18 protein-coding genes and 1 tRNA gene are annotated in these 20,834 nt (G+C 70.2%); 9 read left to right on the top strand and 10 right to left on the bottom strand.

All coding sequences use genetic code 11. The features are described from left to right. The first annotated feature begins 337 nt into the window (after window positions 1–337). Together DS843_RS24935 and DS843_RS24930 are read left to right on the top strand one after the other, a co-directional pair. The gene (locus DS843_RS24935) at window positions 338–997 is read left to right on the top strand and encodes a GNAT family N-acetyltransferase (protein WP_149471532.1); all 660 of its coding nucleotides are present in this window, start codon (window positions 338–340) and stop codon (window positions 995–997) included. Window positions 998–1,032: 35 nt separating this feature from the next. After that, window positions 1,033–1,106: transfer RNA gene (locus DS843_RS24930), tRNA-Gly, on the top strand. Between the two features lie 116 nt (window positions 1,107–1,222). On the opposite strand, the gene DS843_RS24925 is transcribed toward DS843_RS24930, so the two are convergent. Next, window positions 1,223–1,450, bottom strand: a complete 228-nt coding sequence (locus tag DS843_RS24925) for a YMGG-like glycine zipper-containing protein (protein WP_149471531.1) — start codon at window positions 1,448–1,450, stop codon at window positions 1,223–1,225. Window positions 1,451–1,861: 411 nt separating this feature from the next. Here DS843_RS24925 and DS843_RS24920 point away from each other — a divergent pair, with 411 nt between their 5' ends. After that, on the top strand, window positions 1,862–2,230 hold the full coding sequence (locus DS843_RS24920; RefSeq protein ID WP_149471530.1) for a hypothetical protein: 369 nt from the start codon (window positions 1,862–1,864) through the stop codon (window positions 2,228–2,230). A gap of 81 nt (window positions 2,231–2,311) precedes the next feature. Here DS843_RS24920 and DS843_RS24915 read toward each other — a convergent pair whose 3' ends face one another. The 3 genes from DS843_RS24915 to DS843_RS24905 form a co-directional block, all read right to left on the bottom strand. After that, on the bottom strand, window positions 2,312–3,100 hold the full coding sequence (locus DS843_RS24915) for an ABC transporter ATP-binding protein (protein WP_149471529.1): 789 nt from the start codon (window positions 3,098–3,100) through the stop codon (window positions 2,312–2,314). A 9-nt stretch (window positions 3,101–3,109) separates the two neighbouring features. Further along, window positions 3,110–3,898, bottom strand: coding sequence for an ABC transporter permease (locus DS843_RS24910; RefSeq protein WP_149471528.1), 789 nt, complete (start codon window positions 3,896–3,898; stop codon window positions 3,110–3,112). A gap of 129 nt (window positions 3,899–4,027) precedes the next feature. Continuing rightward, entirely contained in the window at window positions 4,028–4,978 is a 951-nt protein-coding gene (locus DS843_RS24905; RefSeq protein ID WP_149471527.1) for an ABC transporter substrate-binding protein, read from the bottom strand. Between the two features lie 300 nt (window positions 4,979–5,278). Between DS843_RS24905 and DS843_RS24900 the strand changes: the two genes are divergently transcribed. Next, window positions 5,279–5,500, top strand: a complete 222-nt coding sequence (locus DS843_RS24900) for a hypothetical protein (RefSeq protein WP_149471526.1) — start codon at window positions 5,279–5,281, stop codon at window positions 5,498–5,500. A gap of 7 nt (window positions 5,501–5,507) precedes the next feature. Here DS843_RS24900 and DS843_RS24895 read toward each other — a convergent pair whose 3' ends face one another. Then, window positions 5,508–8,480, bottom strand: a complete 2,973-nt coding sequence (locus tag DS843_RS24895; RefSeq protein ID WP_149471525.1) for a PAS domain-containing protein — start codon at window positions 8,478–8,480, stop codon at window positions 5,508–5,510. Between the two features lie 539 nt (window positions 8,481–9,019). Between DS843_RS24895 and DS843_RS24890 the strand changes: the two genes are divergently transcribed. From DS843_RS24890 to DS843_RS24875, 4 genes are all read left to right on the top strand, one after another. Then, entirely contained in the window at window positions 9,020–10,699 is a 1,680-nt protein-coding gene (locus DS843_RS24890) for a sensor histidine kinase (protein WP_167525455.1), read from the top strand. A gap of 75 nt (window positions 10,700–10,774) precedes the next feature. Further along, the gene (locus tag DS843_RS24885) at window positions 10,775–11,761 is read left to right on the top strand and encodes an amidoligase family protein (protein WP_149471523.1); all 987 of its coding nucleotides are present in this window, start codon (window positions 10,775–10,777) and stop codon (window positions 11,759–11,761) included. Next, a complete protein-coding gene (locus tag DS843_RS24880; RefSeq protein WP_149471522.1) occupies window positions 11,761–12,474 on the top strand; it encodes a gamma-glutamyl-gamma-aminobutyrate hydrolase family protein in 714 nt (237 codons plus the stop codon). Before DS843_RS24885 ends, DS843_RS24880 begins: the two co-directional genes overlap by 1 nt. Window positions 12,475–12,576: 102 nt before the next feature. Next, entirely contained in the window at window positions 12,577–14,871 is a 2,295-nt protein-coding gene (locus tag DS843_RS24875; protein WP_149471521.1) for a sensor histidine kinase, read from the top strand. A 73-nt stretch (window positions 14,872–14,944) separates the two neighbouring features. Here the strand turns inward: DS843_RS24875 and DS843_RS24870 are convergent, their stop codons facing one another. Beyond that, window positions 14,945–15,409, bottom strand: coding sequence for a hypothetical protein (locus tag DS843_RS24870; RefSeq protein ID WP_149471520.1), 465 nt, complete (start codon window positions 15,407–15,409; stop codon window positions 14,945–14,947). A gap of 254 nt (window positions 15,410–15,663) precedes the next feature. Between DS843_RS24870 and DS843_RS24865 the strand changes: the two genes are divergently transcribed. After that, entirely contained in the window at window positions 15,664–17,256 is a 1,593-nt protein-coding gene (locus DS843_RS24865) for a phospholipase D-like domain-containing protein (protein ID WP_149471519.1), read from the top strand. On the opposite strand, the gene DS843_RS24860 is transcribed toward DS843_RS24865, so the two are convergent. The 4 genes from DS843_RS24860 to DS843_RS24845 all read right to left on the bottom strand — a co-directional run bounded on the left by DS843_RS24860 (window position 17,253) and on the right by DS843_RS24845 (window position 20,767). Then, a complete protein-coding gene (locus DS843_RS24860; protein ID WP_286192299.1) occupies window positions 17,253–18,560 on the bottom strand; it encodes a methyl-accepting chemotaxis protein in 1,308 nt (435 codons plus the stop codon). The genes DS843_RS24865 and DS843_RS24860 overlap by 4 nt on opposite strands. A gap of 215 nt (window positions 18,561–18,775) precedes the next feature. Then, on the bottom strand, window positions 18,776–19,546 hold the full coding sequence (locus DS843_RS24855; protein WP_149471566.1) for an OmpA family protein: 771 nt from the start codon (window positions 19,544–19,546) through the stop codon (window positions 18,776–18,778). Then, a complete protein-coding gene (locus DS843_RS24850) occupies window positions 19,546–20,031 on the bottom strand; it encodes a DUF4398 domain-containing protein (RefSeq protein WP_149471518.1) in 486 nt (161 codons plus the stop codon). Before DS843_RS24850 ends, DS843_RS24855 begins: the two co-directional genes overlap by 1 nt. Window positions 20,032–20,221: 190 nt before the next feature. Next, window positions 20,222–20,767, bottom strand: coding sequence for a hypothetical protein (locus tag DS843_RS24845; protein WP_149471517.1), 546 nt, complete (start codon window positions 20,765–20,767; stop codon window positions 20,222–20,224). Window positions 20,768–20,834 lie beyond the last annotated feature (67 nt).

Genomic DNA, 20,834 nt, shown 5'->3' with positions numbered 1-20,834 from the left:
ATCATCGCCGCGGGGGGACGGGGCCGCGGCGATGCATGCGGGACACACCGGGACGCCATGCGCGCAGGCCGGGTTCCTGCCCTTTCACGATCCCTTGAACCCCCTGTCCACTGGTGATATATGCGTGTTCCCCGCAACGGCCAAAGAGCCTTGCCCATGTCTCGTCCGCACGACATCAGCATCCGACGACGACGCCACGCCGCGCTGCGCGCGGGTGCGGCCGTCCTTGGGTCGCGTGCGGACGCTTCGGGTCTCCGCCGGCACTGATCCGGCGCTCCCCCGGCGCGGCGGCGCGATCCGCCTCCGACCAAAGTCCTTCTGCCGGGAAGCCCTTGACATGATGATCTCCCTGGAAGAGCCGCGGCACGACGCGGCGATCGAAGCCCTGCTCGACCGGTCCTTCGGCCCGGACCGCTTCAAGAAGACCGCCTACAAGCTGCGGGAGGGCGTGGCCCCGATCCCGGAACTCGGCTTCGTCGCCATCGAACATGACGAGCTGGGCAACGAAATCCTGGAGGGCACGATCCGCTACTGGCCGGTGACCATCGGCGGCACGGTGCCGGCGCTTCTGCTTGGCCCCATCGCCGTGTCGGACCGGCTGCAGGGCGGCGGCCTGGGCAGCAAGCTGATCCGGATGAGCCTGAACAAGGCGGCGGCGCTGGGCCACCGGGCGGTGATCCTGGTGGGCGACGCGCCCTATTACGCGCGGTTCGGCTTCACCCGGGACCTGACGCTGGACATGGCGCTGCCGGGTCCGGTGGATCTCGACCGCTTTCTGGGCCTGGAACTGGTCCCGGGCGCCCTGGCCGGCGCTGCCGGCATGGTGACCGCTCCGATGGCGGACGACGACTGTGCCGCGCCCACGGACAGGGACCTGCTGCCGGAGCCCAAACCCGTGGCCTTGTTCCCGCGCCTGATCACGCCCCTGGTCTCGGCTTTCGCCGCAGCTCCGCGGGAACTTTCGGAATCCCGCCTGTGGCGTGCTCGAACCGCTTGAAAGCGGCGAAAGCGTCGCCTATAAACATGCGGCGCGCGGGTGTAGCTCAATGGTAGAGCAGAAGCTTCCCAAGCTTACGACGAGGGTTCGATTCCCTTCACCCGCTCCAAAATCTCAAGAATTGAAAGTTTTCCGAGGCCCTGGCATTCAGGGTCTTTTTGCATTTTTGGGGGGTGGCCGCGGATGGTGGTCCGGCGGCCCGATCCCCCGTGCTGAAATGGTGCTCTACCGGCGCTTGCCGCTGTCCGAAGTCAGGGCGCCCACCGCGGCACCCGCCGCACCGCCGATCACGCCGCCCATAACCGCGCTGCCGCCCGTCAGGGCGCCGACCGCCGCACCGCCCGCGGCTCCGATGGCGCCGCCGGAAAGCGTACGCTGTTCACGGTGGCTGAGGTTCGAGCAGCCCGCCAGTACAAGGCCGCCAACCAGGATCACTGCCAGTTTCTTCACCATGGTCCTACCCATTGTCTTTCCTGCATTCTCGGACTCCATCAGCCCCGGAGGCCGATGGCCAAGCCTGCGCTTGTGACGCATGCTTACGGATCGAACACGCTTTTGCGTGTGACTATTCCGGGGCAGAGAAGAGCGATACTTATCCCAAATAGGGTGCGGTGAGGTCTTGGGAACCCCTCCTTTGAAACCGGCAGGCAGACTGTGCCAACCGGCGGCAGAGGTGAAGACGCTTGGGATCGCTCGAAAACACGCGCTCGTTGGCGGTGCCGCCATCTGGGCATCGAGGCACTGTTCAAATTTTGAACGATTTTCTCCTTTACATCATCCTTGCCGCGTGAAAGGTTAAGTGTCGTAACGACCTGCGCGACGCACAAGTCGCAGGCTCAATGGAAACGTTCCAGGATGCCCACCATGCTGCACCTCTCCCGGCCCCAGGCCCTTGCCGCCACCTCGCCCAGCCGTCCGAGCGACCGCCGCGAACGGCATCCGTTGCAGCCGGTCAGCGGTTATCCCAACGCTCCGATCTTCGATCGGTCGGACGTTCCGGCCCACCCTGCCGCCGCTCCGGCGGTGCAAGCCCGTCCGGCCGCCGCCGACAACGCGCTGGCCCGGGTCATCCACATGGCGACCACCGGCGTCTGGGTGATGAGGCGCCATGGCCGGATGCTGGAAATCGACGGGCGGTGCCATTGGAGTTGCCAGCGCGAGTTGGCCGCGGACGCCCGGCGCGCCGGCATCGCCCTGTCCGATTTGGTCGTGAACACCGGCAGCCACGCCTGATCCGGCGGTGGAGCCCACAAATGGAAAGAGCGGCGCTTGCGGGCGCCGCTCTTCTTGTGTCGGGAGCCGAAGAAGGCCGAGTCAGCGCTCCATGGTCACGGCCTTGATGGTCTCCACGCGGATCTCCTCGGTCAGCCGTTCCTTGTAGGCGGCGAATTCCGGGGTGGTCTTGACCTTGTAGGAGCGGGGGTGCGGCAGCTCGATGGGGATGTCGCACTTGATGCGGCCGGGGCGGGCCGACATCACCACCACGCGGCTGGCCATGAAGATGGCTTCGTCGATGTCGTGGGTGACGAACATCACCGTCTTGCGGTCGGCCTCCCAAATGCCCAGAAGCAGTTCCTGCATCAGCTCGCGCGTCTGGTGATCCAGCGCGCCGAAGGGCTCGTCCAGCAGCAGCATCTTCGGGTCGTTGGCCAGCGCGCGGGCCAGCGCCGTGCGCTGCTGCATGCCGCCGGACAGTTGGGCCGGGTGGTGGTTCTCGAATCCCTTCAGCCCGACCTGGGCCAGGAAGCGGTCGGCGATCGCCAACTGCTCCGCCCGTGGCAGGCCGCGCTCGCGCAGGCCGAAGCAGACGTTGTCGCGCACGGTCAGCCAGGGGAACAGCGTGTAGGACTGGAACACCATGCCGCGGTCGGGACCGGGGCCGGAGACCGCCTTGCCTTCCAGCAGCACCTCGCCGGCGCTCGGCGTCTCCAGACCGGCGACGATGCGCAGCAGCGTGGACTTGCCGCAGCCCGACGGCCCCAGGATGGTGATGAAGTCGTTGTCGGCAACCTCCAGGCTCGTCGGCTCCAGCGCGCGGGTGGGCGCCGTGTTGTTGCGGCTTGGGAAGGTCTTCTCGACGTTGCGGATGGACAGCTTGCTCATGGCCGGCGCTTATCGTCCTTTGGCCCACGGGAAGAGACGGGCGTTGAGCGCCCGGAACAGCAGGTCGGTGATGAGGCCGATCACGCCGATCACGAAGATGCCGAAGATCATCTGGCCGGTGTCCAGGAAGCGCTGGGCGTCGATGATCATGTGGCCGATGCCGCGCGACGCGCCCACCAGTTCCGCCACGATCACGTAGGTCCAGGCCCAGCCGAGCACGAGGCGCAGCGCCTCGAAGATCTGCGGGGCGGCGGCGGGCAGCAGGACGCGCAGAACCACGCCGTCGCGCTTGGCGCCCAGCGTGTAGGCGGCCTCCACCAGATCGGTGCGGATGCCCGACACGATGACCGTCACCATGATGACGAGTTGGAAGACCGAGCCGATGAAGATGACCAGGATCTTCTGCAACTCGCCGACGCCCGCCCACAGGATCAGCAGCGGGATGAAGGCCGAGGCCGGCAGGTAGCGGGCGAAGGACACGAAGGCCTCGAAGAAGGCCTCCACCGGCTTGAAGGCCCCCATCAGGATGCCCAGCGGCACCGCCAGGGCGGCGGCCATGGCGAAGCCGGCGAAGACGCGCCAGACCGTGACGGCGATGTCCTCGGCGAAGCCGAACTCCCGGAACAGAGCGATGCCCGCCGTCAGCGTGTCGCCGGGCGAGGCCAGGAACAGCGGCTTCACGAAGCCGCCGTAGGTGGCGATGCCCCAGCCCAGGAAGAACAGCACGAAGCAGGCAATGCCCAGCACCGTGCGCAGCGCCGGAGCGACCGGCTTCAGCGGAGTGAAGAGGGGGGACATGGGATTGGTGGACCGTTGTCGGGTTTGGAAGGCGGTGCCCCCTCCCTGACCCTCCCCCGCCTTCGGCGAGGGAGGGAACTTAACCCCCTCTCCCGCGAAGCGGGGGAGGGTTGGGGAGGGGGCAAGAACTTACTTCACGAAGGACGCGTCGGTCATGCTGTCCAGGCTCGGAGGGGCCTTGCGGATCAGCTTGGCCTCCAGCATCACGTCCTGGACCTCCTTGATGAAGGTCGGCATGGTCTTGGTCAGATACTCGATGTTGCCGGCCTTGTCGTACCAGAGCACGGTCTTGGCGGAGGTGGCGAACTGTTCCGGCGTCTGGTTGACGTCGCGGGCCATGATCTCGAAGGCCTTCTTCTCGTCCTTCTTGATCTCGTCCAGCGCCTCGAACCAACTGTCGACGAAGGCCTTCACGACCTTCGGGTTCTTCTGGATGTAGTCGGGCTGGAAGGCCAGCGTGTCGATGATGACGCCCGGCGTCTGGTCGGACGTGACGATGATCTTGCCCTTGGCCTCGCGCACCTTGGACAGGTACGGCTCGTAGGTCACGGCGGCGTCGAACTGGCCGGCGACGAAGGCGTTGGCGGCGTCCGACGGCTGGAGGTTGACGGTCTGCACGTCGCCGATCGACAACCCGTTCTTCTTCAGCACATAGGCCAGCCAGAACTGCGGCACGCCGCCATACTGGACGGCCACCTGCTTGCCCTTCAGGTCGGCGAGGCCGCCGATGGCGTCGCGCACGACGATGCCGTCGCCGCCGTGCGAGCTGTCGAGCACCAGCACCTGCGTCACGTCCACGCCGGAGGAGGCGTAGAGCAGGTGCGTGTCCACCGTGGTGGTGATCGCCTGCACCTCGCCCGCCGCCATCGCCTGGTGGCGGTTGGAGGTCGGCATCTTCTTGATCTCGACCTCGATGCCGTTCTTCTTGAAGATGCCGGTTTCCTTGGCCAGCGTGATCGGCGCGAAGCCGGTCCAGCCGCTCATCGCCACGGTCACCTTGGTCTGCGCCGAGGCCGAAACCGCGCACAGCCCGGCGACGGCCGCCGCCAGGGCTCCGGCCATCCACGACGTCTTCCTCATGATTCCCCGCTCCCCGTTCTGAATTGCCTTTCGATCGCGTCGGGAGGCGGTTCGCCGCCCACGCATCCGTGTGCCGCATTGTGCACGCGGGCGGGGCGGGTGGGAAGGGATGGGCGGCATTGGAAGCGCAAGCCTGACCTTCGTTGGATGGGCCGAAGGGAAGCCCTTGCCGCCAAAGGCTTATTGGGATGCTTCGGTGCCCAATCCATATACCAACTGAACAAACGGTAACGGGTGTATGCCGTTCTTTTGAGCAGCACGGAAGGGAGGCCGGACAGGATGCGCTCGATGGACCCCTTGATGAACCCCCCTGTAAACCCGATGACCCCGATGGACCGCCAGCGGACGCTGGACTATTTCGAACGACTCGGCCGGGACAAGGTGCGGCTGTACAGCGCCATCGACTGCGACCGTTACCTGGGCGGCTGGCAGGTGCGCGAGCTGGCCGACCAATGGCTCGCCGAGAAAGCCGCGGAGGAGCGCCCGGTGCCGCTGTGGCGGAGGATCGTCCGGCGGCGCTGATTTCCCCTCACGCCGCCCCGGCGCTGGCCATCATCTTGCGCAGGTCGTTGGGAAAGACCGGCTTGTGCAGGATTCCGAACCCGTTGCGGCGGGCCTCGTCCAGCCGTTCCGGGGCGGTGTCGCCGGTCAGGATGATGCCCGGCACGTCCTTGCCGACCAGACCCTGCACCGCCGCCAGAGCCTCCGGCCCGGTCCGCCCCTGCTGGAGCTGATAGTCGGCCAGCACGATCTGCGGGCGGCGCCCGTCGGCGCGCAGCCGTTCCAGCGCCTGATCGCCCGACCGCGCGGTCAGCACGCTGTAGCCCCAGCCCTCCAGCATCGCCTTCAGGCCCAGCAGGATGATGGCCTCGTCGTCGATGACCAGCACCATGCCCTTGGTCGCGCAGTCGTTGGCGGCCTGCCGGAAGAGGTCGATGCCCGCCGGGGGGATGGCGGCGGCGCGGGGCTTCTCCGCCACGACGCGCGGCATCTCCACGGAGAAGACGGAGCCGATTCCCTCCTTCGACCGCACGCGCACGCGGTGGTCCAGAAGCTTCGACAGGCGCTTGACGATGGCGAGGCCGAGGCCCAGCCCGCGGTCGCCGCTGCCCTGGATCTGGGTGAACTCCTCGAAGATGTCCTCCAGCCGGTCGGCGGGGATGCCGATGCCGCTGTCCCACACCTCCACGCGCACACGGTCCGGGCCGCTGCGGCGGCAGCCGATCAGGATGCGGCCCTGGCGGGTGTAGCGCAGCGCGTTCTCGATCAGGTTGCGCAGGATGCGCTCCAGATGCGACGGGTCGGTGCGCACCCAGGCCCGCGTCGGCACGGCGCGCAGCTCCAGCCCCTTCTGGGCGGCGCGCGGCGCGTATTCGGCGACCAGCCGGCCCAGGACCTGACCCAGCCGGACCTCCGCCGGGTTGGCGGCGATCTTGCCGGATTCCAGGCGCGACATGTCCAGCAGCCCGTCCAACAGACCCTTCAGCGTGTCCAGCGCCTGACGCATGTTGTCCAGCAGCGGCAGGCTGGGGTGCCCGTGCAGGCGGTCGCCCAGGGCGGCGGCGAAGAGGTAGAGCGACTGCACGGGCTGGCGCAGGTCGTGGCTGGCGACGGCCAGGAACTTCGACTTTGCGGCGGCGGCTTGCTCCGCCTCCTCCCGCGCGCGGCGCAGGTCGGCCTCGGCCTGCTTGCGGCCCGTCACGTCCACCGCCGCGCAGGTGATGCCGGCCAGCGCGCCGTCCGGGCCGCGCAGCGGGTCGATGGTCAGGTCGTAGAAATACTCCTGTCCGTCGTGGCGGATGCGGACCTCCTCGCGCACGCCCTCGCCGGTGTCCAGCACGCGGCGCTTGATGGCGGTCAGGGCCTCGGCGTCGGCGCCGTCCTCGAAGACCTCGACGTCGGTCTTGCCGACCACCTTTTCGGCCGTGTAGCCGAGCGCGGGGTTGTGCATCCAGGTGTAGCGCAGGGCGCAGTCCTGGTTGAAGACCACGACGCCGGAATTGCGCAGCGCCGTGCGGAAGCGCTCGTTGGTGACGCGCAGGGCCTCCTCGGTGCTCTTGCGTTCGGTGATGTCGATGCCCGACACGATCAGGTGGGTGATGCGCCCGTCGGTTCCGCGCATCGGGGTGACGCGGACCTCCATGATCGCCGGCATGATCGCCGGATGATCCCCGGCGGCGTGGACCACGGCGTCGAAGCGCGAGGATTCGCCCTGGGCCGCGCGCTCCACCGCCGCGCGCAGGCGGTCGCCCGCGGCGCCGGGGAAGGAACGCCGGCAGGCCTCGTGGAAGGGGCGCCCGACGATCCGCTCCACCGGCAGGCCGGCGGCCTGGACGGCGGTGTGGTTGACCTGAAGCACGTCGCCCGCCGGGCTCAGCACCCCGATGAAGGTGGGCAGGGTGTCGAGGACGGCGCGCAGATGCTCCTCCGACCCGCGGAGCGCGCGCTCGCGCGCCTCCAGCGTCTCGGCCATGGCGTCGAAGGCGCGGCCGAGCTGGCCGATCTCCGATTTGCGGTCCACCAGACCGGCGCGGGCGCTGGAGTTGCCGGCGCTCCAGCCCTGGGTCGCGCGGATCAGCGCCTCCACCGGGCGGCGGATGAACACGGTCCCGCCGATCCAGGCGGCCAGGATGGCGACGACCAGCCCGGTCAGCGTCATCAGCAGCCCCTGGCGGGTCGCGCGGTCGATGGTGCCGGCCGCTGCGGTGTGGTCCAGCCCGACGCTGACGAACAGGTCGCGCGTGCCCTGGCGGGACGGCGAATAGGCCAGCACCCGCGCCACCCCGTCCATGCCCGGCAGGGTGGTGACACCGCCGCTCGGGGCGTTCAGCAGGTCCAGATAGGGCTTCGGCATGCGTTCGCCGCGCTGGGCGATGCCGTTGGGCAGCTTGACCAGAATGGTGCCGTTGCGGTCGCTGACCAGCAGGCTGGCGTTCTCGGGCAGCGGGCGCGCGGCGAAATTCGTGCTCAGCCAGGGCAGGTCGAGGCCGAGCGTCACCGCTCCGGCGACGGCGCCGGACTCGTCGCGGAAGGGGACGGCGAAGGGAAGCATGGCGGTGCCGGGCTCCGCCGCCGGGCCGGGGGCGGTCCATTCGCCGACGACGAAACGGCCCTCCTCCATCGCGCGGCGGGCGTGCGGCAGATCCGCGATGGCGGGGGCGCCGTCGGGCGAGGGGCTGCACAGAACGGCGCCGTTGCGGTCGAGGACCTTCAGGTTGCGGTATTCGGGCGCGCGGCGGGCCAACCGGATCAGATGGGCCTGGCACTGGGCGTGGTCGCCGGACCGCAGGGTGGCGGATTCGGCGATGGAGGTGACCATCAGCCGCGCTCCGTCCACGATCCGCGCCTGTTCGCCTTCGACCAGATGCAGCAGCCGTTCGGCCTGGACCGCGACTTCCTCGGCGCGTTCCGCACGGAATTGGAACACGCTGTAGGCCTGGATGCCCAAGGCCGGCAGGACGGCCAGAAGCACCAGCAGGAAAAGGCGGGCCAGCAGGGTCATCGTGTCACAGGCTCCCATCGGGCGGGAAAGCAGCCGGAATGAAAGGCGGCAATCGCTTCGCCTGTGTTCGGGATAACCTTTGCATGGTTAAATCGCAGTTAATGCAGTGGATTTATTTTCTTGAAGCTTTGCAGTCATTAGAAGTTTGTGGAGCGATAAAGAGGTATGCGGTTCGGGTAGGAGGCGAAATCATTTATCTGTTTTCAAAAAAGTCACGAAAATCTTTTGATCGAAAGGGGTAATTCTTGGGGTGGCGGCAGGACCTCGCGCTGTTCATGGCGATGCGCGGACGGCGTTCCCGTCCCGGCGGAACGGAGCGCTCCCGCCGGGTCCGATGCGGCCCCCCGCGGCGACTCCTTTGCGGGCTCCCGAAAAATATGTTCCTCAACCATTTCGCGAACGACTATCTTCGGTGGATGGACGCGACGCCCACAACCCATGGTCAATGCAGGATGCGCAGGACCGCCGAACCGGAACCGCCGCTTCCGGCGTCGGACGGGCATGGTACAGTGCGCTCCCTGCCGATCTGGAAACCCCGCGTGCCAACGAAGTCCTACCACCGTCCGCTGTTCCTTCTGGTGCTGGCCGCGCTGTTGCCGCTGGTCGTCCTGTCCGCGCTCCTGGGCGGTGCCTGGCTGCGCGAGGAGCAGAGCGCGATGGAGGCCAGCGCGGTCGCCATGGCGGATCGGCTGTCCGCGCTGGTCGACCGTGAACTGTCCGCGCAGATGGACGCGCTGAAGGTGGTGGCCGCGTCGCCTCTGCTGGACGGGCTGGCTGCGGGCCGTGAACTCGATGCGGCGGCCTTCTTCGAATACGCCGAGCGGGTGCAGAGCGCCCTTCCCCTGTGGACCACCATCGTGCTCAGCGACCGGGAGGGAAACCGGCTGGTCGACGCTCCCTTCCTGGTGGGCGGGACTCCAGGCACGGTGCTGGAGATGGACAGCCACCGGCGCGTGGTGGACACCGGGAAGCCGACGGTCGGCGCGATCCTGCGCGGCCCGCGCGACCAGCACGCCTTCCCCATCCGCGTGCCGGTGACGCGCAACGGCGCCACGGTTGCCGTCCTGTCGGCGGTGGTGATGCCGGAAGGCTTCCAGAGCCTGCTGTTCGGCGACAGCCTGCCGCCGGGCTGGATCGCCGCCATTGTCGACGCCGAGGGGCGGATGGTGGCCCGTGCCGGCGGAGACCCGGGCATGATCGGGCAGCAGGCCAGCGGCTCCGCGCTGCGCGCCCGCCGCGCCGCCGAAAGCGGCGTCTATGACGGGATGAGCCTGGAAGGCCTCCCGACGGTGGTCGCCTTCCGCATGCTGCCCGCCCATGGATGGTCGGTGCACTTCGCCATGCCGCGGGATGCCTATCTCGCTCCGGTCAGAAGCGCCCTGTGGCTGGCCGTGGCGGGGGCGCTGATCAGCCTGACCATGGCCGGCGCCTTCCTGTGGCTTCTCGTGCGCGAGTTGCGGTTGCGCCGCCGCGAGGAGGCGGCGCGGGAGGAAAGCCTGCGGCTGGAGGCGCTGGGCCGCATGACCGGCGGCGTCGCCCACGACGTCGCCAACCTGCTGACCATCGTGATGAGCAGCATCGCCGTCATCCGCAGCCGCCTCAACGACCCGGAGCGCGTGACCCGCGTGCTGACCGAGACCGAAACCGCCGTGGCGCGCGGGCAGGCGCTGATGCGGCAGATGGCCGCCTTCGGCCGCCGATCCGTCTACGAACCGGTGCCCTTCCTCCTTCAGGAGCGCAAGGCGTCGCTGGAGGCGCTGCTGGCACGCTCCGCCGGAAGCGCGGTGGACACCGCCCTGATCGTTCCGGACGACCTGTGGTCGATCATGGCCGATCCGGACGCCATGGAGGTGGCGCTGCTCAACCTTGCGGTGAACGCGCGCGACGCCATGCCGGACGGCGGCACGCTGACCGTCACGGCGGAAAACCGAACCCTGTCGGGCCGGCGGGGAGGCGAGACCGGCCTGACCGGCGACTTCGTGGCGCTGGCCGTCCGCGACACCGGGACCGGCATCCCGCCGGAGCATCTGCGCCGCATCTTCGAGCCGTTCTTCACCACCAAGCCGGCGGGGCAGGGGACCGGTCTGGGGCTCAGCCAGGTCTTCGGCTTCGCCCGGCAGTCGGGGGGGACCGTCACCGTGACCAGCACCGTCGGAGCCGGCACCACCGTGACGCTCTATCTGCCGCGCGCATCCGAAGGCGCTTCGGCAACCGACTGATCATAGCCGGTCGATTCCGGAGACGGCGGGAGCGGCGGGGAACCGCCGTGCGGCGCGCCGTGTTGAACGGGCGCCATGGACACAGCATTCCGCACGCCCCCCCATTCCACCACGACGGACGGCGCCCAGCGCACGGTCGGCGTGGAGGTCGAGTTCGCCAATCTCGACGCCCCCTCCGCGGCGGCGGTCGTGCGCAGCCTCTACGGCGGCGCGCTGGAACCGGAAAGCCCGCACCGCTGCCGGGTGACCGGCACGCGGCTCGGCGACTTCTCGGTGGAGCTGGACATGCGCTCCGCCCATCCCGGCAAGCCGAACGGCGACGAATCCGGAGCGGTCGGCAAAGCGATCGATGGCGTGGTGGAGGCGCTGCGGCCCTGGTGGGGCAACATCGGCAGCCTCGTCATGCCCTTCGAGATCGCCGCTCCGCCCGTTCCCATAACCCGGCTGGCGGAGCTGGAGCCCCTGTTCGCCGCGCTGCGCGCCCAGGGCGCCGCCGGCACGGACGCCAGCCCGCTGTTCGCCTTCGGGCTGCACCTGAACCCGCAGGTGGCGCGCACCGACGGGGATTACCTGCTCGACCACCTGAAGGCCTTCCTGCTCCTGGCCTCCTGGCTGCGCCGCGAGATCCGCGTGGACCCGACCCGCCGCCTGACCGGCTTCATCGCGGCCTTTCCGGTGGACTATGCGGTGAAGGTGGTCGATCCCGCCTACCGTCCGGATCTCGACGGGCTGATCACCGACTATCTGGAGACCAACCCGACCCGCAACCGCGAGCTGGACCTGTTTCCGCTGTTCGCCCATCTCGCCCCGGAGACGATGGCGGCCAAGCTGCGCGACCCGCATGTGCGGCCCCGCCCGACCTTCCATTACCGCCTGCCGAACGCGCGGCTGGGCGATCCCGGCTGGACCCTGGCCCAGGACTGGAACCGCTGGGTGGCGGTGGAGGAACTGGCGGCGGACCGCGGCCGGCTCGACGCGCTGGGGGCGGACTTCCGTGCCTTCGCCGCGCGCAAGGCGCTGGACGGCTGGGCCGCCGAGGCGGGCCGGCGGCTGGCCGTCTGATGGCCGCCTTCATCGGGAAGGAACGCCCCCTGATCGGGGTCACCGCGTCGGTGCACGGCAGCCGCATCGCCTGGTGGGCGAACCGTCTGGCCCTGCGCCGCGCCGGGGCGCGGGCGGTGCGCATCACGGCGCGCGACCCCTTTCCCATCGAGCGGCTGGACGGGCTGGTGGTCGGCGGCGGTGACGACATCGACGCCGCGCTTTACGGCGAGGCCGCCCTTCCGAAGATGCGCATCGACCCGGAACGCGACCGGCTGGAACTGAGCGCGCTGGACGGCGCGGCGGCGCGGCGGCTGCCCGTGCTGGGCATCTGCCGCGGATCGCAGATGATCAACGTGCACCGCGGCGGGTCGCTGCTCACCGACATCCACGAGGTGTACGAGGAGGCGCCGCGCCTGCGCACCGTCCTGCCCCGCAAGCGCATCCGCATCGACCCGCGCAGCCATCTCTACCGCATCCTGGGCATTTCCGAATGCCGGGTGAACGCGCTGCATCATCAGGCGGTGGACCGGCTGGGCGATGGGCTGCGCGTCGTGGCGCGCGAGACGGTGGGGATCGTCCAGGGGATCGAGGCGGTCCGCCATCCCTTCCTGATCGGGGTGCAGTGGCATCCCGAATATCTCGTCGCCGACCCGCGCCAGCAGGCGCTGTTCCGCACTCTGGCCGCCACCGCCGCCGGAACCGCCAGCCTGGAGGACGCGGCGGTTCCGTAGGGGTATCCGTATCCTCGGACTGTTCGGCATACCACCATTTCCCCGTCGCGCGGAAGCGGCTATCCTGACGGCCTGGGCGCCGCAACGCCGGAGGGGCAGCGGGTGACGGGAAAACGGGATGGCCGGCGGCTTCGGCTGCACACGGTGACGATGCTGACCGCGCTGGCCACGGCGTTTCTGATGGCCGGGCTGACCTTCGGGGTCGGCGGGGCCTTCCTGCGGGTGCTCGACCTCGCCGAGGAGGCCGACCGCGCCATCGTTCCGCAAATCACCCGCCAGCACGAATACGCCGTCTTCGCCGCCCGCATGGGCCAGTTGGCCGAGGCCGTCCTGCGCTCCCGCTCGCCGGAGGAGCGCGCCGGCGCTCTGGCCGAGGTGGAGGAGGTGTCGCGGCGCTTCGAGGCGGCTCCGGCCATCCTCCAGCGGCTCGAACAGGCGATCCAGGCGGTGCGCCGCACGGCGGAGCGGGCCGATTCCATCGACGCCCTGGCGGCCCGGGCCACGGCCCTGCGGGAAAAGGGGGACGAGGCGTTCCTGCATCTTCTGCGCTCCGGCGCGCCCCTGCCGGTGCAGGAGCCGTTCCACCGCGCGCTGGAGGCGCTGGCGGGCGGCTTGGCAGCGACGGACGCGAACCAGCTTGCCGCCCAGTCCGACCGCTTCCACCGGCACGCGGCGGAGGTGGTGAACGCGCTGATCCCGCTGGAGCCGGGGGCGCGGGCGCCGCTGGTCCGCGCGGCGCGCGACCTGGACGGGCTGGGCGACCTGTTCACCCTGCGCCGGACCATCCTGTCCGAGGCGGGGCTGATGGGGCTGGAGACGGAAATCGCCCACGGCGTCCTGAACGACCTCAGCGCCAGCCTGACCGACGCCGCCACGACCAGCACGCGGCGAATCGCCGGCACGCTGACCGGGCAGGCGCGCAGCGGCCTGTGGATCGTGCTGGTCGGCTTGGGGGTGGCGTCGGCGGTTCAGATCGTCCTCTACGTGCTGCTGCGGCTCCATGTCGTCCGCCCGATCCGCCGCGCCTCGCGGGCGCTGGCCATGGTGCAGCAGGAGCGCCGGTCCGTCCGGCTGCCGCCCGCCCTGTTCGCGGAGCTTCAGGCCATCTCCACCAGCGTGGAGCGCTTCGGCACCGCGCTGGTCGAAACCCACGCCTACGCCGAGGCGCTGAAGGCGGGGGAGGGGCGGATGCGCGCCATCCTGGCGGCCTCGCCCTTTCCCATCGTGATCGCGCGGCGGTCGGACGATTGCGTCCTGTTCGCCAACCCGCAGGCCGAGGCGCTGTTCGGGGCGGAGGGGACGCGGCTGACCCTGACGCGCGACGGGCGGTTCTTCGTCCACCCGTCCGACGCGGCCCGCCTGTCCCGATTGGTGGCCGAGCGGGGGGCCGCGAGCGACCTGGAGATGGAGATGCGCACCGCCGGAGGCCGCCCCTTCTGGGCGATGATCTCCGCCGTGGAGATTTGCGACGTGGACGAGCCGGCGATCCTGGTCGCCGTCAACGACATCACGCTGCGCAAACGGTCGGAGGAGGAGACGGAGGCCGCCAAGCGGCGCGCCGAAGCCGCCCTGGCGGAGCTTCGCGAAACCCAGGCCCATCTCATCCAGGCGGAGAAGATGGCCTCGCTCGGCGGGATGGTGGCGGGGGTGGCGCACGAGGTGAACACCCCCGTGGGCATCGCCCTGACCGGCATCACCCATCTGGCCGACCAGACCCGCCGGGTGGTCCGCGGGGTGGAGGCCAACACGCTGCGCCGGGCCGACTTCACCGGCTATCTCGCCACCGCGGGGGAGGCCTGCCGGCTGATCGAGACCAACCTGAACCGCGCCGCCGAACTGATCCAGAGCTTCAAGCAGACCGCCGTGGACCAGACCAGCGAGGAGCGGCGCAGCGTCGATCTGGCCGCCTATCTGGACGACGTGCTGACCAGCCTGCGCCCGCGGCTGAAGCAGACCCGCCACCGGGTGGCGGTGGAATGCCCGGCGGGCCTGTGGGTGGACAGCTATCCCGGCGCTCTGTTCCAGGTTCTGACCAATCTGACCATGAACGCGGTGATCCACGCCTATCCGGACGGGCGGGCCGGCACGCTGACCGTCGCCGTCACCCGCCCCAACCCGCAGGAGGTCGAGCTGCGGTTCTCCGACGACGGTTGCGGCATTCCCCCCGCCGATCTGGGGCGCATCTTCGACCCCTTTTTCACGACACGGCGCGGCGAAGGGGGAAGCGGGCTCGGCCTGCACATCGTCTACAACATCGTGGCCACCCGCCTGCGCGGCAGCATCCGGGTGGAAAGCCGGCAGGGCGGCGGCACCTGCTTCGTGCTGCGCTTCCCCGCGGAAGCCCCGGCGGCGGAGCCCTGCGAGCCCCCGGAGGTCCGGCCGGAACCGGTGGCCTGAACCCGGTGGCCTGAACGAGAAACGGGCGCGCCGGTGGTCCCGGCGCGCCCGTTCCCTCAAGTCCGGCTGGTCCTTACTGGCTGCCGTCCGGACCGCAATTCGGGGTGCCCGGCGGGCAGTGGGTGCCGGTGGAGGTCTGGTTGTCGCGGGGCACGGTGCTGCTGGTGGCGTTGCCCATGCCCGAGGGCGCCACGGTCTGGCCCGACCAGTTGCCCGACGTCCCGCTGCCCGACGTCCCGCTGCCCGACGACCCGCTTCCCATGCTGCCGCTGCCCACGGTGCTGCCCGACGTGCCCGGCATGCCGCTGCCCATGGTGCCGCCGCCCGGCATGGTGTTCATGGTCCCGGTGGAGCCGGGGGTGCCCGGCGCGGTGGTGCTGCCGGGCGCGGAGCCCGGGCCGGAGGTGCTCAGTCCGGTGGACGGCGAGGTGGTGGTGCTGGGAACGGTCGGACTCACCGTGTTACCGCCCGTCTGGGCGATGGCGGTGCCGGCCATCAGGGCGAGCGCCGAAGCGGCGCCGATCAACAGGGTACGCATCCTCATCTCTCCATCTGGTGGCGGCGCCCATTCAAAGGCGCCCTGGTTCGCGGAGGTTCGGACCGGCGCCCTGCGGCGTGTCCGTCCCCCATTCGCCACCCCCAACAGGCCGGCGCCGACATCGTTGCGGCAAAACCGGACGGATCATTTCTCTTCCGGGGCAGCCCGGCGCGCGGTGGAACAGGCCGCCGCCGGAAAGGGTTGACCGAAACACCGCTACGGCACGTCGAGGCAGCCATGGACCCGAGGCAGGCATGAACCATGATGGGGATGCGGCGGACCTTCCGGGTTCGGGGTCGGGTGCGGGGTCAAAGACGCGGCCCATCCTGCGCCCCGGCGCCACCTGCTGGCGGACCGAGCGGGCGCACCGCGTGGCCGTCCTGGTGGACGGCGCCGCCTTCTTCGCGGCGGTGCGCGCCGCCCTGCTGAGGGCGCGGCATTCGGTGATCGTTCTGGGATGGGACATCGACCCGCGGATGCGCCTCGATCCCCACGACCCGGAAACGCTGGGCGACTTCCTCACCCATCTGGTCCGCAGCCGGCCGTCGCTGCACATCCACGCGCTGAAATGGGACATGCCCTTTCCCATCTCGCTGGAGCATCCCCACGGGCCGCTGGAGCGGCTGAACCGGCGCACCGGCCCGCGCCTGACGCTGGAGCTGGACGACGCCCTGCCGGTGGGTGCGGCGCAGCACCAGAAGCTGGTGGTGATCGACGACGCGCTGGCCTTCTGCGGCGGCATCGATCTGGCCGGCGACCGCTGGGACACGCCGGAGCATCTGGACAACGATCCGCGCCGCCGCTGGCCGACCGGCGAGCTTCACGCCCCGCGCCACGACGTGATGATGGCGGTGGACGGCCCCGCCGCCCGCGCGCTGGGGCGCATGGCCCGCGAGCGCTGGAGCCACGCCACGGGGGAAGTCCTGATGCCCCCGCCGGAAAAGCCCGCCGATCCCTGGCCGGAGGGGCTGCATCCCCTGCTGACCGATGCGGCGGTGGGCATCGCCCGGACGCTTCCCGACTGTCTGGCCGGCTGGCCCATCCGCGAGAACGAGGCGCTGACCTTTGCCGCCATCGCCGGGGCGCGGCGCAGCATCTATCTGGAAAACCAGTATTTCGCCTCCTTCCGGGTGGCCGAGGCGCTGGCCCGGCGTCTGCGGGAGCCGGACGGGCCGGAGGTGGTGGTCGTCGTCCCGATGGAAAGCCCGAGCTGGTTCGACCGCATGGCCATGGACACACCGCGCGGCGTGGTGCTGCAGGAGCTGCGCGCCGCCGACCGCTACGGGCGCCTGCGCGCCATGACCCCGCTGACCGGGGGCGGCAACGGCATCGTCGTGCATTCCAAGGTGATGGTGGTGGACGACCGGCTGCTGCGCATCGGGTCGAGCAACCTGAACAACCGCTCCATGGGCTACGACACGGAATGCGATCTGGCGGTGGAGGCGGCGCCCGGAGATTGGCGCACCGCCAACGCCATCGGCGCGATGCGCAACCGCCTGCTGGCGGAGCATATGGGGGTGGACCCCGCGGACCTGACCGCCGCCGTCCGCGCCGCGGGCGGTCTGGTCGCCGCCATCGACCGGCTGAACAGGCCGTCCGGACGCCGTCTGATGCCGCTGCCCGACACCGACCCCGGCCTGACGGAGCAGGCCTTCGCCGCCCTGCGCATCGCCGATCCCGACCGTCCGGAGGAGGCCTGGGCCGTCTGGAAGCGCATGCCCCCGGCCCCGGCGCCCGCCCGGTCCCTGACCCGCGCGGTTGGGGCGGCCCTGTTCACCGCCGGGGCGCTGGCCGGCGTCTACGCGGTCGCGCGGGCGATGGCGGAGACGGAGAGAGAGGACCGTTAGCCGGCGCGCCGCCGCCCGGCGGACAGGCCGCGCAGATCCTCTTCCAGCCCGCCCAGCCGCGCCAGCCCGCCGCTGATCGCGTCCAACTCCCGCCGCAGCCCCTCCGGAACGCTCAGGTCGCCGGCCAGGCCGGACAGGGTGCCGGCGAGGGAGCCGCCGAGCCGGTCCAGTTCGCTCATCAACTGCCGCTGGTGCCCGGCGACGTCCTGCTGGCCGGCGCTCAGATCCTGGAGCCGGTCGGCCAGGGCGGTCAGCAGTTCATGCTCGGCGGCCACCTTCGCCTGGGCGTCCTGGCCGGCGATCTGCTGGGAAATCGCCTGCTGCATGCGGTCGATGCCCTTCTGGATCACCTGGATGGCCTCGTTCGACTGGCGGGCCAGATCGCGCACCTCGTTCGCCACCACGCGGAAGCCGTGGCCGTACTCCCCGGCCCGGGTCGCCTCGATGGCGGCGTTCAGAGCCAGCATGTTCGTCGCCGACATGATGCGGGTGATGGCGTTGACCGAGTCTTCGAGCGCGCGGGACTCCGCCACGATCTGCTCGAACCGGGTCAGGTCGGAACCGGCCTCCGCCCGGCGGCGGTCGAGATGCTCCTGCAGGCTGGCCAGAAGCTCCCGGTTCTCCGCCGCGCCGCGCTGGACGCCGTCGTGCCGGCCCGTGGTCTGGTGTCCGCTGTCGCGGATGAAGCCGACCAGCTCCGCCACCGCGTCCTGCGTGGCGGACAGGCGGGCGCGCACGGCCTGCGCCTCCCGCTCCGCCTGGTCGAGCGCGGCGGCGACGCGGGCCTTGGCCTGCTCCACCGCCCGAGGCACCTCGGCAATGGCGCGTTCGGCCTCCGGCGGGATGCCCTGGGGGCGGCGCGCGAAGGCCAGCCGGGCGGCGCACAGGCTGCCGAACTCGTCCAGCGGGCCATCCATCCCGTTGTCGCGCAGCAGGCGGCGCCACTCCTCCGAATCCCGGTGCAGGGTGACGAACAGGCGGTTCGCCTCGTCCGTCGTCAGGGTCTCGCCGTCGAAGGTCAGATGCTCGTGCGGGATGAAGTTGAACAGGCTGGTGACCATGGTGCGCCGCGTTTCCAGCACCCAATACTGGACGACCATCACCACCATGATGGTGACGATCATGCCGAGCGCCGCCGCCGGCCCTTCCGGCACGCCGAAACGGTGGAGCGTGGCGTTCCACAGCGGGTTCAGCAGAACCACGGTCAGGATCACCGGAACGCCGATGATGAGGAGAAGCAGGGCCTGCGCCTTCAAGAACCCCTTGCTGAGCATCGCTCCCTCGTCACCCTGTCCAGTGGTCATTCCGCTTCCCCGCGCAATCGAAAGGACGTCCCGTCCCCCCATATGCGCGCATGGTAAAACCACACACCACAAAAGGTAAAGAAACATTGATATTGTCGGGCATTCTCCACAAATTCTCCGCGGGTGCGCTGTTTCGGCGCAATGGAAACGGGCGGACCGTTCAGGCCCGCCCGCTCTTTCCGCCGTCGATGCGCGTGACGTCGCGGCGGCGCGCGTCAGTAACGCGTTTCGGCCACCGACCCCGGATCGGAGATCACGATGTCCACGCGCCGGTTCTGCTGGCGACCCGACGCCGTCTCGTTGGACGCGACGGGCTGCGCGGAGCCCAGGCCCTGGGCCATGATGCGGCTGGGATTGACGCCGCGGGCGGTCAGCGCGTCGCGCACCGCCATGGCCCGCTCCTCCGACAGCCGCAGGTTGGTGGCCGATGAGCCGGTGGAGTCCGTGTAGCCCTCGATCCGCACCGTGCGTTCTGGGTTGCGCTGAAGGAAACTGGCGAGTTCGCCCAGCCGCGCGTCGGCACCGGAGGTCAACCGGGCGCTGCCGGTGGAAAACAGCACGTCGCCCAGCGACATGACCAGCCCGCGTTCCGTCCGCTCCGCCTGGAGGGCGCGGATCTGGTCCTGAAGGCGGTAGGTCTCGGCGTTGGCGACCACCTGCTGCGCGCCTTTCATCGCCGCCACGTCCTGAGCGATCTGAAGCTGGCGGTTGGCGAGATAGGCCTGATGGTCCATTTCCGCGGGGTCGCCGTCACTCCGCGCCCGCTCGCCGCGCTGGAGCGCCTCCTCGGCGCGGCGCAGCTCCAGCGTGGCGTTGCTCGCCAACTGCGGGTTGGCGGCGGCGGAGGAGTAGGACTGGCGCGCCTGGGCCAGGGCCGGCGTGTCGTCCGGGGTGGCGCAGGCGCCCAGCGTCAGGGCCGCCACGGCCAGCGACGCCAGGGCCAGCCGGTTCTTCGCCGTCCGTGCTTGCTTGTCGGAAGCGTTCATCACGGCGTGCCCTCCTGCGTGCGCGGGCTGTCCCAGGTGGAGGTCCCGCTCATGACCGGCGGGGTCACGGGGGCGGCGGCGGAGGCGGCGGGCGCCCGCCCCGGCACGGAGGCGTTGGGGCTGGCGAGGGTGCGCACCGCGCTGGCGGCCTGCTGCGCCGTCGCCCGCTGGGACCGCACGGTGGCGAGTTCGGCGTCGGCCTGCGCCTGCTCGGCCAGACGGCGGGCCTTGGTCCGCTCGTCCTCGCGCATCGCGGAGTCGGCGGCGGCCAGCTTCTCGCGGGCGGACTGGAACTCCGCCGGGGCATGCTCCAGGGCGCCGGCCCGTTCGGCCTGCTGGATCGCCTGCGCCGACGCGCCGAGCTGGGCGGTGGGTGGCGGCACGCTGCCGGCGCAGGCGGCCAGTCCGAGCGACGCAGTCAGGACGGCTGCACCGCGCCATCCCGCCCCGTGCCACCCCAATGTCGAAATGCTGTCGCGGTTCATGCTGCGGGTTCCCCGAATGGCCGCGGCGCATGGCCGCGGGAGAGTGAACGCCGCTCCAACGCGCCGTGGAATGGAAGGTTCCTTTTCGGCACATCCGCGCCGGGAAACCGCCCTTCCGGCGCAAAAAGGACGGCCGGGGGGATGCCCCGGCCGCAAGGTCTGCCTGGATGGGAGGGAGGATGGGGGAGCCTTACTTCTGGATGCCGGTGACCTGCTGGCTGGCCTTGTTGCCGATGCCGGCGGAGAGGTTGGAGACGGTGCCGAGGTTCTGGTTGAAGAGGGCGCCGGGGGCACCGAACTGCATGGCCTTGACCTGCTGGTTGGCGGTGTTGCCGATGCCGACCGCGCTGTTGCTGACGGTGCCGGCGTTGCTGTTGAAGCCGCCCAGCGCGAAGGGCGTCTTCACCCCGGCCCCGCCGGTCTGCACGCCGCCGGTCTGCATGCCGAAGACCTGCTGCTTGGCCTTGTTGCCGACCCCGGCGGCGAGGTTGGAGACGTTGCCCAGGTTGGAGGCGGTGCCGAAGGGGCCGGTCAGCCCGCCGCCGGCCTGGACGCCCATCACCTGCTGCTGCGCCTTGTTCTGGATGCCCGCCGCGGTGTTGGAGATGACGCCGAGGTTGGAGACGTTGCCCATCGGGATGCCCCCGGTCATCAGGTCGCCCGCGAAGGCCGAGGAGACGGTGGCGGCGGAGCAGAGGACGGCGACGGCGGTGGCGATCAGGGTGGTGCGGCGCATGGTGTGGTTTCCTTTCGGTGTCTCGGGAGTGGCTGCCGGGGCTGTCTGCGTCGCGTCCCGGCCTGTT

The organism is Roseomonas genomospecies 6 (assembly GCF_008365375.1).
In the GTDB taxonomy this organism is placed as follows: domain Bacteria; phylum Pseudomonadota; class Alphaproteobacteria; order Azospirillales; family Azospirillaceae; genus Azospirillum.
This window is presented reverse-complemented; position numbering and strand designations above follow the sequence as displayed.